10 protein-coding genes are annotated in these 15,488 nt (G+C 72.7%); 7 read left to right on the forward strand and 3 right to left on the reverse strand.

The window, feature by feature from the left end:
* Positions 1-259 precede the first annotated feature (259 nt).
* Positions 260-2,818 carry an ABC transporter family substrate-binding protein gene (locus tag AC0KTA_RS12870; protein ID WP_481055254.1) on the reverse strand — a complete coding sequence of 853 codons (2,559 nt, stop codon included), beginning with the start codon at positions 2,816-2,818 and terminating at the stop codon, positions 260-262.
* A 413-nt stretch (positions 2,819-3,231) separates the two neighbouring features.
* Here AC0KTA_RS12870 and AC0KTA_RS12875 point away from each other — a divergent pair, with 413 nt between their 5' ends.
* The 7 genes from AC0KTA_RS12875 to AC0KTA_RS12905 all read left to right on the forward strand — a co-directional run bounded on the left by AC0KTA_RS12875 (position 3,232) and on the right by AC0KTA_RS12905 (position 11,708).
* Positions 3,232-3,543: a hypothetical protein gene (locus AC0KTA_RS12875; protein ID WP_481055255.1), complete on the forward strand. Its 312-nt coding sequence runs from the start codon at positions 3,232-3,234 to the stop codon at positions 3,541-3,543.
* A gap of 107 nt (positions 3,544-3,650) precedes the next feature.
* Complete coding sequence (locus AC0KTA_RS12880) at positions 3,651-4,484, forward strand: hypothetical protein (RefSeq protein WP_481055256.1); 834 nt, start codon at positions 3,651-3,653, stop codon at positions 4,482-4,484.
* A gap of 1 nt (position 4,485) precedes the next feature.
* Positions 4,486-6,414, forward strand: coding sequence for a fumarate reductase/succinate dehydrogenase flavoprotein subunit (locus AC0KTA_RS12885; RefSeq protein ID WP_481055257.1), 1,929 nt, complete (start codon positions 4,486-4,488; stop codon positions 6,412-6,414).
* Complete coding sequence (locus tag AC0KTA_RS12890; RefSeq protein WP_481055258.1) at positions 6,411-7,229, forward strand: succinate dehydrogenase/fumarate reductase iron-sulfur subunit; 819 nt, start codon at positions 6,411-6,413, stop codon at positions 7,227-7,229. The genes AC0KTA_RS12885 and AC0KTA_RS12890 overlap by 4 nt, the downstream gene beginning before the upstream one ends.
* A gap of 244 nt (positions 7,230-7,473) precedes the next feature.
* Entirely contained in the window at positions 7,474-8,694 is a 1,221-nt protein-coding gene (locus AC0KTA_RS12895) for an alpha/beta hydrolase (protein WP_481055259.1), read from the forward strand.
* Positions 8,695-8,781: 87 nt separating this feature from the next.
* Complete coding sequence (locus AC0KTA_RS12900) at positions 8,782-10,917, forward strand: TPM domain-containing protein (protein ID WP_481055260.1); 2,136 nt, start codon at positions 8,782-8,784, stop codon at positions 10,915-10,917.
* A gap of 77 nt (positions 10,918-10,994) precedes the next feature.
* Positions 10,995-11,708, forward strand: a complete 714-nt coding sequence (locus AC0KTA_RS12905) for a PspA/IM30 family protein (RefSeq protein WP_481055261.1) — start codon at positions 10,995-10,997, stop codon at positions 11,706-11,708.
* A gap of 104 nt (positions 11,709-11,812) precedes the next feature.
* Here the strand turns inward: AC0KTA_RS12905 and AC0KTA_RS12910 are convergent, their stop codons facing one another.
* Entirely contained in the window at positions 11,813-14,773 is a 2,961-nt protein-coding gene (locus tag AC0KTA_RS12910) for a SpoIIE family protein phosphatase (RefSeq protein ID WP_481055262.1), read from the reverse strand.
* 139 nt (positions 14,774-14,912) lie between these two features.
* The gene (locus AC0KTA_RS12915) at positions 14,913-15,329 is read right to left on the reverse strand and encodes an ATP-binding protein (protein WP_481056407.1); all 417 of its coding nucleotides are present in this window, start codon (positions 15,327-15,329) and stop codon (positions 14,913-14,915) included.
* Positions 15,330-15,488: the final 159 nt, after the last annotated feature.

Here is a 15,488-nt window from a genome sequence, read left to right on the forward strand (position 1 = left end):
CGGGAGGCTTGGAGGCGACGCGTACGTCCATTTCGTACGCGTGCACTGCCGGGCAGACGTGCCACGGCCTTACCCCATCCTACGGTGCCTCGCCGGGGGCGGCTTGTCGGGCTCCTGGGTGCCCCCGGAACAGGAGGTTCCGCCAGGCCTCGGGCACCGTCGATCGCGGCCTCCGGCCTGGCTCGTCCTCAATCTCCCCCAAGCTCTTAAGGAGCAGGGGGGACCCCCTCGACAGGCTTCATCCCACCCGCCCGCCCATTCAGGGTTTCGGCTGCTTGCTCGGCTTTGCGCCCGGCTTCAGGTAGCCGATGTCCTGGTAGATCGGGGTCTGGAAGGCGAAGGCGCCCGCGTTGGCGAGGTTGGTGCGGGCCGCCACCAGCTGGGGGCGCTGGTAGAGGGGGATGGAGCCCGCCGCCGCCCAGATGCGCGCGTCGGCCTTCTTCACCAGGGAGCGGCTCTCGGACTCGTCCAGCTCGGCCAGTGCCTGGTCGAAGAGCTGATCGATGTGGTCGGTGCCGACGCGGGTGTAGTTCTGCTCGACGTTCAGGGAGCCGTCCGCCGCGGGCACCGGCTTGGCGAAGATCGGCCGGGCGTCGGTGGCGGGGAAGGCGGACGCGGGCCAGGAGTAGAGCGCCAGGTCGTACTGGCCGGACGCGATGTGATCCTTGAAGTAGCTCTCGTCCGCGACCTTGGCGATCTCCGTACGGACGCCGATGCGCTGCAGCATCCGCGAGATCCGGTCGGCGACCGCCCGCAGCGACTCCGAGCCCGGGCCGGAGGGGAGCACGAAGCGGAGGGTGAGCGCCTTGCCGTCCTTGGCGAGCGGGCCCGCGGCGCCGCCCTTGGCTCCACCCTTGGGGGCCGCGGTGCCCTTGGGGGCGTACGCGCCGGGGGCACCACCCTGGGCCTGCTTCTTGGTGCGCCGGTCCGTGCGCTGCCTGGCCTTCCCGCCGGGGTCCTTCTTCTGCTCGTTGTCGGCCTCGCGACGCGGGCTGAGCGCGTCGGCCTGACGGAGCACGACGGACTGCTGGTAGGCGGCGGCCGGCGCGGAGGCGAGGACGGAGGTGCCGACCTCGACGGGCTTGTGGTCGTCGCCATGGTCGGCGGGTTTCCGGGCGCGCCCGGCTGCGGAGTCGCCTGTGCCCTTGGCTGCGGCGCCCGGCTTCTCGTCGTCCTCGCCGACGATGTACGTACCATCGTCGGAGTCCGAGCCGGAGCCGGAGCCAGTGTCCGAACCGGAGCCTCTGTCCGAGCCGGAGCCGGAGTCCGAGCTCGACCCCGAGTCCGAGCCAGAGTCGGAGCCCGAGTCCGAGCGCGAGCCCGAGTCCGAGCCGTCCCCAGAGGTTTCCGCGCCCGCCTCGCCTCCCGCCGTCTCCTCTTCCTCCCCCTCCCGGTCCCGGTCCCTCCCCTTCTTCTCCTTGTCCTCGTCCTTGTCCTTCTTCTCCGTGAGCGCGCCCGGCGTCCAGCCCGCGTCCGCGAGCAGGGCGCGGGCCTCCGCCGTGTCCTGGTCGCCGAGGGCGCCGCTGTTGTCGGCGTACGCCTCCTGCCCGGCGAGCGCGAGGTGGCTGCCGACGGGCTCGGCGGGTAGCCCCAGCGGCTTCAGAACCGTTTCGGCGAGTTCGTCGCGGTCCAGGGCGCGGGCCACCGCGCGGCGGACGCGGTCGTCGGCGAGGGGGCCCGCGGAGCCGTTGAGGGCGAGCTGGGTGTAGGCGGGTTCGAGGGATTTGCGGACCACGTAGCCGCGCAGGCCGGCCTGCTGCTCGGTGTACCGCTCGACGGCCTTGCGGGCCTTCGCGCGGGCGAGCTGCTCGATCTCCGCGGCCTCCTCGTCGGAGCCGTGCGCGAGCGCCCAGGAGCGCAGCGCCCCGGCGGGGGTGAGCCGCGCGCCGGGGCCGTGCGTGAGCGGGCCCTGGCCGCCCTTGTCGCGGGCGGCGAGCGCGATGCGGCCGGCCTCGTCGGCGTCGATGTCGGCCAGGTCGACCTTGCCCTCGGCGAGGGCGGCGGCGCGCTGGTCGCGCGGCACGGAGCGCAGGACCAGCTTGTCCGCCTTGGCGGGGCTGCCCCACCAGCGCGGGCTCCGCTGGAGCGTGACCTCGCCGGCGCCGCGGTCGACGTCCTTCAGGGCGAAGGGGCCCGCGGTGACCTCGAGCTTGGTGCGCGCGCCGTCGTTGAAGGAGTCCGGGGTACCCATGACCTGCTTCGGGTACAGCGGGGAGAACAGCGAGCGCCAGTCCGCGTAGGGCTTGTCGAAGGTGACGCGCACCTCCAGATTGTTGGCGCCGCGTTCGATCTTGCCGATGCGGTCGTAGCCCGCGTTGCGGGCCGTCCAGTACGCGCTGTCCTTGCCGGACAGGGCGCGCCACTGGGCGGCGAAGTCGTCGGCGCCGATCTCGCGGCCGTCGCTCCAGACCGCCTGCTGGTTCAGCTTGTAGAGCACGACCTGCTGGGGCTCGCGCTCGACGACCTCCGCGGACTCCAGGAAGTCGGCGTTGCGCTCCGGTCTGCCCTGTGCGTCGATGCGGAACATCGACGGCAGTACGGCACCGGCGACGCGGTTGGTCGCGGTGTCGGCGTCGGACTGGAAGGAGTTGAAGGTCTCGGGCAGGTCGTCGACGGCCCACTTCACCGTGCCCCCGTCGGCGACCAGATCACGGGCCGCCGGCGCGATGTCCTGCGGGGCCGTGGGGGTGCCCGACTCGTCGCCCGAGCCGCACCCGGCGAGGGCGGGCAGCGCGAGGACTCCGGCGGCGAGGAACACGGCGGATCGGGCCGTGGCCGCCGGGCGGACCGGTCGCGGCCTGGCGCGGTCGTGGGGCATGACGGGTACCTCCGGGGGTTGCCCGGGCGCGCACCGCCCTGCCGGGCGGGGAGGGGGCGGGGGCGGCCGGATCTGGTTACTTTGCGCCTTATATGCGCTACCGCACGTTTGGCGGTAATTTGGGGAAATATGGAGTTGATCACATCTATCGCACCCACTGAAGGGGACGGTGCGCCGCACACGGCGGCGACACGACGGGTGCGGCCACGAAGCCACCCGTGCGGCCCAACGCCCGCTCCGGCGCGCGCTCGCTCTCGCCCGGCGGGACGGAAAAGCGTCGCCCTGAGCAAGTGAGAACCCCCCGGAGGGGGTGAATCCGCGCAGATGACTTCCCAATGCGGGATGTGACGCGCGACACTCGCAGGCGCATGAGCGTTGCCGCCGCACCCGCACCCGTGAAGTGAGGGCAAGTCATGGCTCTGCAGGACGACCTGACGGAAATTCAGCGTTGTGTGGACCAGTTGGTCCACACCGTGGACAAGATCGAGAAGCGGGCCGGCGCCGAGCTGGCCGGCGTCGACTTCCGCCGGGTCCGCATGGACACCGACCATCTGCGCGAAAGCGTCGCACTGCTGCGCGCCGCCGCAGGCGGCCCGACCCCGTCGTCCGCGCCCCCGCGCGGCGGCCCCGAGATGGTCCCCATCCCGGACGCGCCGTACGACCAGGCGCTGTGGACGGACTCGGACGACGAAGGCCTGGGCGCCCGCGACCGCCACGCGCCCTAGCGGGCCCGCACCCCCGCCCCGTACGCGCGCCGGCGAGCCGCCGCCCCTCCCGGGGGCGGCGCCGCCGTCATTCCCCGTCCACGAATCCACGAAGGAGTGGAGCCTCGTTGGCCACTGGCACGGAACCCCATCTGAACAAGGGCACGGCCCCCGGCGGCGTACGGCACGGCACGCGCGCCGCGATCAGCGCTGCCCATTTGCGGACGGACCGCTGGTGGCTGCAGCCCGCCGCGACCGCCGCCGGCCTTTTCGCCTTCGTCGTGTACTCGACGTGGCGCGCGTTCGCGAACGCCGACTACTACGAGGCTCCCTACGTCTCGCCGTTCTACTCGCCGTGTGTCGCGGAGAACTGCGAGCCGATGAAGAACGGCCCCAACTGGGAGATCTTCGGGAGCTGGTGGGGGCTTTCCCCGGCGCTGCTCATCCTGATCTTCCCCTTGGGCTTCCGGCTCACCTGCTACTACTACCGCAAGGCGTATTACCGCGGATTCTGGGCGTCCCCGCCCGCCTGCGCGGTAGCGGAACCGCACGCGAAGTACACGGGCGAGACGCGCTTCCCACTGATCCTGCAGAACATCCACCGGTACTTCTTCTACGCGGCGGTGCCGGTCGCGGGCATTCTCACGTACGACACCGTGCTCGCCTTCCGTGACGAGCACTACGAGTGGGGACACATGGGGCTCGGCACCCTCGTGTTCCTTGTGAACATCGCCCTCATCTGGGCGTACACGCTGTCCTGTCACTCCTGCCGGCACATTGTCGGCGGCAAGCTCAAGCATTTCTCCAAGCATCCGGTGCGCTATCGGATGTGGCGCTGGGTCGGCTGGCTGAACGGCCGTCACATGCTGCTCGCCTGGGCGTCGTTGATCAGCGTCGCGCTCGCGGACTTCTACGTGTATCTCATCGCTTCCGGCGCCTTTGACGATCCGAGGTTGTTCTGACATGGCTCAAGTGGAACGGCAGCAGTGGGACGTCGTCGTGGTGGGGGCCGGCGGTGCCGGGCTGCGGGCCGCCATCGAGGCGCGTGAGCGGGGCGCCCGCACGGCGGTGATCTGCAAGTCACTGTTCGGCAAGGCCCATACGGTGATGGCCGAGGGCGGCATCGCGGCGTCCATGGGCAATGTGAACTCCGGCGACAACTGGCAGGTGCACTTCCGCGACACCCTGCGCGGCGGGAAATTCCTCAACCAGTGGCGCATGGCGGAACTGCACGCGCGCGAGGCGCCCGACCGGGTGTGGGAACTGGAGACGTGGGGCGCGCTCTTCGACCGTACGAAGGACGGGCGGATCTCGCAGCGGAACTTCGGCGGGCACGAATATCCCCGGCTCGCGCATGTCGGCGACCGTACGGGACTGGAGCTGATCCGTACGCTCCAGCAGAAGATCGTCGCATTGCAGCAGGAGGACGAGCGCGAATTCGGGGACCACGAAGCCCGGTTGAAGGTCTTCCAGGAGTGCACGGTCACCCGGGTCCTGAAAGAGGGGGAACGGGTGAGCGGCGCGTTCTGTTACGAGCGCGAGAGCGGGCGGTTCTTCGTCATCGAGGCGCCGAGCGTGGTGCTCGCCACCGGCGGCATCGGCAAGTCCTTCAAGGTGACGTCGAATTCGTGGGAGTACACGGGCGACGGGCACGCGCTCGCGCTGCTCGCCGGAGCGCCGCTGCTGAACATGGAATTCGTGCAGTTCCATCCCACCGGAATGGTCTGGCCGCCCTCGGTGAAAGGCATCCTCGTCACCGAATCCGTCCGCGGCGACGGCGGCGTACTGCGCAATTCCGAGGGCAAGCGCTTCATGTTCGACTACATCCCGGACGTCTTCAAGGAGAAGTACGCGGAGTCGGAGCAGGAGGGCGACCGCTGGTACGAGGACCCCGACAACAACCGCCGGCCGCCCGAGCTGTTGCCCCGCGACGAGGTGGCGCGGGCCATCAACGCCGAGGTGAAGGCGGGCCGCGGTTCGCCGCACGGCGGGGTGTTCCTCGACGTGTCGACGCGCATGCCCGCCGAGGTCATCCGGCGCCGGCTGCCGTCGATGTACCACCAGTTCAAGGAGCTCGCGGACGTCGACATCACGGCCGAGGCGATGGAGGTCGGGCCGACCTGCCACTACGTGATGGGCGGCATCGCGGTCGAGTCGGACACGGCGGCGGCGCGCGGTGTGCCCGGTCTGTTCGCGGCCGGTGAGGTCGCGGGCGGCATGCACGGCTCGAACCGGCTCGGCGGCAACTCGCTCTCCGACCTGCTGGTGTTCGGGCGGCGGGCCGGTCTCTACGCGGCGCGGTACGCGAGCGAGCAGGCGGCCGCGCCCGTGGTGGACGAGGCGCTGGTGGACGCGGCGGCCGCGGAGGCGCTGCGGCCGTTCAGCGCGGAGGGCCCCGAGGCCGGCGGGACGCCCGAGAATCCGTACACCCTGCACCAGGAACTCCAGCAGACGATGAACGACCTGGTGGGCATCATCCGTCGCGAGGGCGAGATGGCCGAGGCCCTCGACAGGCTCGCGGACCTGCGGCAGCGGGCCCGCCGGGCCGGGGTCGAGGGGCACCGCCAGTTCAACCCCGGCTGGCACCTGGCACTGGACCTGCGCAACATGCTGCTGGTCAGCGAGTGCGTGGCGCGGGCGGCCCTGGAGCGGACGGAGAGCCGCGGCGGGCACACCCGCGAGGACCACCCCGGCATGAACCGCGAATGGCGCCGCGTCAACCTGCTGTGCGCGCTCGCCGATCCCACCGGAGGTCTCGCGGCGACGGACCCCGCCCGCGGCCAGATCGACCTCACCCGGGTCACCACCGACCCCATCCGCCCCGACCTGCTCGCCCTCTTCGACAAGGAGGAGCTGGTCAAGTACCTCGCCGAAGAGGAGCTCTACGAGTGAGTACGAGTACGACTTCCGGCACGGGTTCCGACACCGGCGCCGACGGGGGCGCCTACGACGCGCGCTTCCGCGTCTGGCGCGGCGACATCGACGGCGGCGACCTGAAGGACTTCACCGTCCGGGTCAACGAGGGCGAGGTGGTCCTCGACATCATCCACCGCCTCCAGGCCACCCAGGCCCCCGACCTCGCGGTGCGGTGGAACTGCAAGGCGGGCAAGTGCGGTTCGTGCTCCGCCGAGATCAACGGCCGCCCGCGCCTGCTGTGCATGACGCGCATGTCGGTCTTCACCCGCGAGGAAGTCATCACCGTGACGCCGCTGCGCGCGTTCCCGGTGGTGCGGGACCTGGTGACCGACGTCGGCTTCAACTACACCAAGGCGCGGGAGGTGCCCGCCTTCGTGCCGCCGAAGGACCTCGGCCCCGGCGAGTACCGCATGATGCAGGAGGACGTGGACCGCTCCCAGGAGTTCCGCAAGTGCATCGAGTGCTTCCTGTGCCAGGACACCTGTCATGTGGTGCGTGACCACGAGGAGAACAAGACGGCCTTCGCGGGCCCCCGCTTCCTGATGCGCGTGGCCGAACTCGACATGCACCCGCTGGACGCCGCCGCCTCCACCGGCCTCGACCGCAAGGCCTCTGCCCAGGAGGACCACGGCCTCGGCTACTGCAACATCACCAAGTGCTGCACGGAGGTGTGCCCCGAGGGCATCCACATCACCGACAACGCGCTGATCCCGCTGAAGGAGCGGGCGGTCGACCGCAAGTACGATCCGCTGGTCTGGCTGGGGAACAAGATCCGGCGGCGGCCCACATAGCGGATCCCGGCTCGGGCGGAGGATCCCGGCTCGGGCGGAGGATCCCGGCTCGGGCGGAGGATCCCGGCTCGGGCGCGCGGGGCCTGGTGGGGGTAATCCCCCACCCCGGATTCTGCTGATTGCCTCCATGGTCACGGGCGTTGAACGGGAAGAGCATGAAGGCATGAACCTTCGCGATCTTCGCTCTTCCCGTTCCGGTTCCCTTTCCCGTTCCCGCAGGGGCGCGCTCGCCCTGGGGCTCGCCGTGAGCACCGTGCTCGCCGCCGGGGCGGCCGCGCCGGTGTCCGCGCAGTCCGCACAGTCCGCACAGGACACTGACGGCGCCCCCGGGACGCACGGCGTACGGGCCGCGCTGCCCGCGCCCACCGGCCCGCACGCCATCGGTACGTTCTCGACCCGCCTGGTCGACCGCTCCCGGCACGACCCGTGGGTCACCTCGCAGCCGTACCGCGAGCTGATGGTGAGCGTCTGGTACCCGGCGCGGGCGTCCGGCGGGCACGGCGTCGCGCCGTACATGGCCGAGGGCGCCGCCGCGCGCTGGGACGCCACGGCGCCGCACGGGATCCCCAAGGGCGCCGTCGACTGGGCGGGCATGCGGACGCACGCGCGCCAGGCGGCGCCGCTCGACAAGGGAGCGGCGCGCGGCGGGCGGCTGCCCGTGCTCGTGTACAGCGCGGGCGCAGGCGACCCCCGCACCTGGGGCACGGCGCTCGTCGAGGAAATGGCGAGCCGCGGCTATGTCGTCGTCACCGTCGACCACACCTACGAGTCGCCGGGCGTGCAGTTCCCCGACGGCTCGGTGAAGGACAACAAGCCACTCCTTGACGCGCTCGCGCAGACCCGGCCCGAGACGATGTCGCCGCTCCTGAAGAAGGTGCTCGACATCCGTGTCGCCGACGACAAGTTCGTGCTCGACCGGCTCGGCACACTGCCGCACGGCATCGGCAAGGCGATCGACCAGCGGCGCATCGGCATGGTCGGGCAGTCCGCGGGCGGGATCGCCGCGGCCGAGACGATGTACGAGGACAAGCGCGTGAAGGTCGGCCTCAACATGGACGGCACGCTGGAGAACAACCCGGAGCCCAAGGGCACCGACCTCACGCCCGTCGCCAAGCACGGCCTGGACCACCGGCCGTTCCTGCTGATGGGGCGGGACGGCAGCGACCACACCACCGAGCCCTCCTGGCGTTCCTTCTGGAAGCACAGCCCCGGCTGGAAGCGGGACCTGAACCTGCGCGGCTCGAAGCACCAGACGTACACCGACCTCGCGGCGGTCCTGCCGCAGGCCGGAGTGGGCCGCGACGTGATCGAGAAGAACATCGGCACCGTCGACCCGGCGCGCGCCACGGCCGCCCAGCGCGCCTATGCGGCCTCGTTCTTCGACCGCTGGCTCGGCGGCCGGGACGACCACCTCCTGGACGGTCCTTCGGACCGCTTCCCCGAGGTCCGCTTCGTCGAGCCGTAGCAGTCGGGCCGTAGCGGTCGAGCCGTGCAGCGGCGGCGGTGCCCGCCCCGGTCGCGGGGCACCGAAGACGGCCATACGCTGCCAAATGTGACGTCGTCCTCCCGCGCCCCGTCGCACATAGCCGCGCGGGCGGCGGCCGCCGCGCTGCTCCTCTGGTGCTGGCTCCCGCTGTCCGCGCCCACGGCGTCCGCTCTGCCCACGGCGTCCGCCCTGCCCGCCGCGCCCCGGGCAGCGGCCGCGCCCGCCGACGACCCCGTTCCGCTCAACCGTGACGGCCAGATCACCGACCGCACCCGGGCCCTCGGCGACCGGCGGGAAGCCGTCACCACCGCGCTCGACCGGCTCTACGACGAGCAGCGGATCCAGTTGTTCGTCGTGTACGTACGCGACTTCTCCGGCCGTTCCGCGCAGGGCTGGGCCGACGCCACGGCCGAGCGGAACGGGCTCGGGCTCGACGACGTGCTGCTGGCGGTGGCCACCCGCGACCGGCAGTACGCGTACTCCGTGGCCGACGACTCGCGGCTCACCGATGACCAGCTTCGGGAACTCGCCGCCGACGCCGTCGAGCCCGCCCTGCGGCGGAACGACTGGGCCGGGGCCGCGGTGGGCGCCGCTGACGGGTACGCGGCGGTGCTCGACGGGCGGGCCGTGCCGACGCCGGCCATCACGCCGGGCGAGGCCGATCCGGGCGCCGGGGGCGGGGGCGGCGGTGACGAAGGCGTCGCGGGCGATCTGGTCCTTCCGGTGCTCGCCGTGGGCATCGCGGGTGCCTTCGGCCTTGCTGCGTACCGCCGCCGCAAGCGGCGCTTCACCTCCCGTACGACACCGGCCTCCGGCGCCGGTCCCGGGCTCACGCCGCTGCCCGCGCTCGACGCCCGGGCCAGGGCCCTGCTCGTGGAGACCGACGACGCCGTGCGCACCAGCGCCGAGGAACTCGGCTTCGCCACCGCGCAGTTCGGCGACGACGCCGTGCGGCCCTTCACCGACGCCCTCGCCTCCGCGCGCGACGAGCTGACGACGGCCTTCCGGCTGCGGCAGCGGCTCGACGACGCCCACCCGGAGGACGACGCGACGCGGCGCCGCATGCTCGACGAGATCGTCGCGCGCTGCACGGAGGCGGGGCGGCGCCTGGACGCCGAGGCCGCCGCCTTCGACCAGTTGCGCGCCCTCGAACGCGGGGCACCGGCCGCGCTGGACCACGCCGAGACGGTGTTCCGGCAGGTCAGCGCGCGCACCATCGACGCCGAGAACACGCTCAAGGAGCTGCGCGCCACGTACGCGCCCGGTGCGAGCGAGGCGGTCATCGGCCATGTCGAGCAGGCCAAGGACCGGCTCGTGTTCGCCGGCACCCACCTGCACCAGGCCCGCGAAGCCGTCGGGAACGCCGACCACGGCCGCGCCGCCGTCCACCTGCGCGCGGCCGAGGGCGCCGTCGACCAGGCGGACACGTTCCTGGCGGCCGTGGACCGCCTGGCCGGTGAACTCGCCCAGGCGGCACAGCGGTTGCCGGGCGCGCTCAGCGAGGCGGAGGCCGACCTCGCGGAGGCGCGCGGGCTGCTCGAAGGCGCCGGCGAGGGCGTACCGACGGCCGAGCTGCACGGGCGCGTGGCCCGGGTGGACGCCGTCACCGGCCAGGTGCGGCGGGCGCTGGCCGCGGGCCCGTACGACCCGATCGACGCCCTGCGCCGGGTCGAGGAGGCGGACGCGGCACTGGACACGGCGCTGAGCGCGGCGCTGGACGGCGCGCGCGAACGCGAGAGCGCCGAGGAGCGCGCCCGCTCCCTGCTCGGCCAGGCCCTGCTCACCGCCCGCAGCGCCGTCGCGACGGCCACGGACCACGTCACGACACACCGCGGCGCGGTGGGCAGCGAGTCCCGCACGCGCCTCGCCGAGGCGCGGCGGCGCTTGGAGCGAGCGGAGCAGCTCACGGGCCAGCCCTCCGCCGCGCTCGCCGAGGCCCAGCGCGCCGACTCGCTCGCCCGCGAGGCCCAGGCCCTCGCCGAGCGGGACGTGCGCGCCTACGGCAGTCCGTACGGGGGCCGGGGCGGCGGGACGGGCGGTGCCGTCCTCGGCGGGATCGTCCTCGGGCAGGTCCTGGGTGGGCTGGCGCGCGGGGGCCTCGGGGGTGGGGGCGGTGGTTTCGGTGGGGGCGGCGGGCCCGGGCCCGGGAGTTTCGGCGGGGGCGGGACCCGGGGGCGCAGAGGCGGAGGCGGACGGTTCTGACCCTCGTACGCACACCCGGTACGCACATCCGACACGCACACCCGGTACGCACCCTCGTACGCAAGGAGAAAGCCCTCATGGCCAAGCAGACCGTCCTCGGGCGCGTGGCGCAGTTGGCGAAGGCCAACATCAACTCGCTCCTCGACCAGGCCGAGGACCCGCAGAAGATGCTGGACCAGCTCATCCGCGACTACACGGAGAACATCCGGGAGGCCGAGCAGGCCGTGGCGGCGACGATCGGCGATCTGCGGCTCCTGGAGCAGGACCACAAGGAGGACCTGGAGGCCGCCGCCGAGTGGGGCGGCAAGGCGCTCGCGGCCAGCAAGAAGGCGGACGCGCTGCGGGCGGACGGGAACGCCGCGGAGGCCGACCGGTTCGACGGTCTCGCCAAGGTGGCGCTGGGCCGGCAGCTGCGGTCCGAGAAGGAGGCCGAGGACGCCGAGCCGTCGATCGCCGCGCAGTCCGACGTGGTCGGCAAGCTCAAGGACGGCCTGGACTCGATGAAGATCAAGCTGACAGAACTGCGGTCCAAGCGGGACCAGTTGGTGGCCCGGTCGAAGTCCGCGCAGGCGCGGAACCGGATGCTGGACGCCGCGCGGAGCGTCGACGTCCTCGATCCGACCAGTGAGCTGAGCCGGTTCGAGGAGAAGGTGCGGCGGGAGGAGGCGCGGGCGCTCGGCAGCGAGGAGCTCGCCGCCTCCTCGCTGGACGCGCAGTTCGAGCAGCTGGACAGCCTGAGCGACACGGCGGAGGTGGAAGCGCGGCTGGCCGCCTTGAAGGCGACGACCTGATCTTGAGCAGGACGGCGCTGCGCGCCGGTCCTTTTCCCACCCACCCGCCCTTACTACCTGCCCAGCACCCGTCCTCGCCGCCGCCTGCCGCATCTGCCCTGCGGTCAGAACAAGCTCATCAACGCCTCCGCCGCGTCCACCGGTGCCGCGTCCCCGTCCGGCAGCGCGAGCTCGAACCACACCGTCTTGCCGCGCGGCGTACGGCGTGAGCCCCAGGCCGCGCTCAGCAGGCCGACGAGCTGGAGCCCGCGCCCGCCCTCGTCGGTGTCGCGGGCGCGGCGGCGGCGCGGCTGGACGAGCCCAGCGTCCCAGACCTCGCAGACCAGGGTGCGGTCGAGCAGGAGCCGCAGCCGGATCTCGCCCTCGCCGTACCGCAGGGCATTGGTGACGAGTTCGCTGACCAGCAGTTCGGCGGTGTCGACGAGCGCTTCGAGGCCCCAGGCGCGCAGCCGCTCGCAGGCCAGTTCGCGGGCCCGGCCCACGGACTGCGGCTCGCGCGGCAGCGTCCAGTCGCCGACGTGCTCGGCGGGCAGCCCCTGCACCCGCGCCATCAGCAGCGCGATGTCGTCCTCGCCGTGGTGGGTGTCGAGCGTGTTCAGTACGTGGTCGCAGATGTCCTCGAGCGCCTGCGCGGGCTCGGTGAGCGCGCCGACGAACGCGTTCAGGCCCTCGTCGAGGGGGTGGTCGCGGGACTCGACGAGGCCGTCGGTGTAGAGCGCGAGCAGCGCGCCCTCCGGCAGGTCGACGTCGACCTCCTCGAAGGGCTCGCCGCCGACGCCGAGCGGCATGCCCGGGGGCACGTCGAGCATCAGCGCGGACTCGCCGGGCTCGACGAGGACCGGCGGGAGGTGGCCGGCGTTGGCGAAGGTGACGCGGCGGGTGACGGCGTCGTACACCGCGTACACGCAGGTGGCGAGGTAGACCTCGGCGAGGTCGTCGGTGTCTCTCGCGCGGGTGCCGGCGGGCGTGGCGCGCCGGGCGTGCTGCGGTCCCGGCAGATTGCCGAGGCCGCGGGCGATCTCGTCGAGCGCGGAGAGCACCTCGGCGGGCTCCAGGTCGAGCAGCGCGAGGGTGCGCACGGCGGAGCGCAGTTCGCCCATGGCGACGGCGGCGCGCAGGCCGCGGCCCATGACGTCGCCGACGACGAGGGCCGTGCGGTGCCCGGGCAGTTCGATGACGTCGAACCAGTCGCCGCCGACCTCGGTGGCGGCGTTGCCGGGCAGATAGCGGCAGGCGATGTCGAGTCCGGCGGCCTCGGGGTCACCGGGCGGGAGCAGGGACCGCTGCAGGATCAGCGCGCGCTCGTGCTCGCGGCGGTAGAGGCGGGCGTTGTCGATGCAGACGGCGGCGCGCGCGGCCAGTTCGACGGCGAGCGCGCGGTCGCGTTCGCCGAACGGCTCGCTGCCCTTCGCGCGGGAGAACTGGGCGAGGCCGACGACGGTGTCGTGCGCGACCATCGGCACGGCGAGCGTCGACTGGATCAGGCCGCTGGTGAGGCGCCGGGCCGGGCCGCAGTCGTCGCCGGCGGCGACCAGGCGGGGGCGGGCGGTGCGCAGGGCGTCCGCGCAGGGCGAGTTGAAGGCGAAGCGGTGCACGGAGCCGACCTCGACGGGTCCGGTGCCGTCGGGAAAGGGCACGTCGGAGACCGCGCTGGCGAAGGCGACCCGGCGCAGCTCGGCGCTGCCGTCGGCCAGTCCCGGCGGGGTCTCGTCGCCGTCCAGGAGGCCTTGGTAGAGGTCGACGGAGGCCAGGTCGCAGAAGCCGGGGACGGTGACGTCGAGGAGTTCGCGGGCGGTGGTCTCCAGGTCCAGGGAGTTGCCGATGCGGGCGCCGGCCTCGTTCAGGAGGGCGAGGTTGCGGCGGGCGTGGGCGGCCTCGCGGGCGGCGGCGTGGCGGCTGGTGACGTCGTTGCCGAGGCCCGCGACGCCGATGGGGCGGCCCGCACCGCTGTGCACGCGGTAGAGGTTGATCGACCAGTGGCGGCGCTCGCTGCTGCCCGGCGCCGGGCCGACGATCTGCATGTCCGTGACGGCCTCGCCGCTCTCCAGGACGTGGCGCATCGCGGCCTGCATGCGGTCGGCCTCGTGGCGGGGCAGATAGTCGTGGACGGTGCGGCCGCGGTGGTCGTCCTCGGCGCCGCCGAAGACGGCGGCGAAGCGGCGGTTGGCGCGCTGCACCTTGAGGTCGGTGCCGAACAGCAGGAAGCCGAAAGGAGATTGACCGAAAATCGCCTGCGAGGCGGCAAGGTCGGTCTCGATCTGCCGGAGGGCGCGTACGTCGACGACGATGCAGACGGCGGAGCGCTCGCCGTCGGCTGTCCTGGCCGGCATGACATAGACCTCGGCGATGCCTTCCAGGCCCGCTTCCCGGCCCGCGGCTTCCGGGGCGCCGTCGGCGGGCGGCGGCACCCGGAACGGGACCGACCCCGTCCACTCCCGCCCGTCCAGGATCTCGGCCATCTTGCGGTGGCCCCTGCGGCGCAGCTCGGGCGCGACGAACGCCTCGATCGGGTCCTTGCCGACGGCGTCCCGCGCGGCCACGCCGAACAGCCGCTCGGCACGGGCGCTCCACTGGTCGATCAGGCCGTCGGGGCCGATCGAGAAGGACGCCACCTTGATGTAGTCGTAGATGGACCCCGGGGGGCTGGTCTGCCAGACGACGTCGTCCGAGGTGAGGGGCGCGCTGTCGACGCCGCCGGGCTCCGCTCCCGTGGTGTGGTGACGCGCGTCGACGCCGTCGGCCGTCCCGGCTACGCCGCGCCGACCACCGATGTCTACCGTTCCGGGCGCGTCCGCGTGTACGTCAGCCGCGCCCGCGTCCACGTCGCTCGTGCCGTCGCCCTCGTCCTCCGCGGGGCCGGGCGCGTCGTCGCCCGCCGTGGCGGCCACGGCCGCGGCGTACCCCGCCGGCTCCGGCGAGAGAGGTCCTCCCCCAGCTCCCGGCACCGGCCGGGCGGGCAGGGCCCCACCCGCTCGCGCCACAGGCCGCGCAGAACCCGTCGCCTTCGCTGGTATCTCGCTCACGCGAACCGTCCCCTCCAGCTCACCGCGTCCGGCACCGGTCACCGGAAGTGGCTGCCCGCAGTATCCAGCACTACGGTGCCGGGCCACATGCCGTTCACGATCACAGCACGGACTCAACGCTTTTTGGCCCGTGTCAGCCTTGCGCTCGCCCCGTCCACTACGTACCGGCGCTCCCTGTCTTCTATCCGGGCAGCGCCAGCTCGAACCACACCGTCTTCCCCGTCGTGCCCGTGCGTCCCGGACGCGTGCCCCAGCGCCGGGACGACCGCGCGACCAACTGGATGCCCCGGCCGCCCTCGTCGTCGGGGGCGGCGGTGCGCTCCCGGGGCGGGTCCGGGACCGGATCGGAGACCTCGACGAGCAGGGTGCCCAGCGGATCGGCCGAGCGCACAAGGCGTACGACAATGGGGCCCGAGGCATACCGCAGGGAATTGGTCACCAATTCGCTGACGAGCAGGACCGTGACGTCGCCGAGCGCGCCGAGCCCCCACTCGCCGAGCTGCTTGCGGACGACCGCGCGGGCGGTGCGCACGGCACCCGGGTCCGCGGGAAAATCCCACTCGGCGCAGTCGCCTTCGGTGTCGATCACGCCGCTCACTTCCCAGCCCAACGGCAGAACCCCTGTCCGGTTTCATGGGGTTAATGGGCACATACCCGATATCCCGGCGGAAGTACCGCGTTCAAGGGGGCACAGTGGCACGAACGGCGTAGAGGGGCGTGCGACCTGTCCCGCCATCACCTCGCGTGCGCCCTGTTC

Source organism: Streptomyces sp. Y309, assembly GCF_056712025.1.

Bases quoted from the DNA above. Each gene is read 5' to 3' on its own strand.
- AC0KTA_RS12870 (WP_481055254.1), bottom strand. From the start codon at position 2,818: ATGCCCCACGACCGCGCCAGGCCGCGACCGGTCCGCCCGGCGGCCACG.
- AC0KTA_RS12875 (WP_481055255.1), top strand. From the start codon at position 3,232: ATGGCTCTGCAGGACGACCTGACGGAAATTCAGCGTTGTGTGGACCAG.
- AC0KTA_RS12885 (WP_481055257.1), top strand. From the start codon at position 4,486: ATGGCTCAAGTGGAACGGCAGCAGTGGGACGTCGTCGTGGTGGGGGCC.
- AC0KTA_RS12905 (WP_481055261.1), top strand. From the start codon at position 10,995: ATGGCCAAGCAGACCGTCCTCGGGCGCGTGGCGCAGTTGGCGAAGGCC.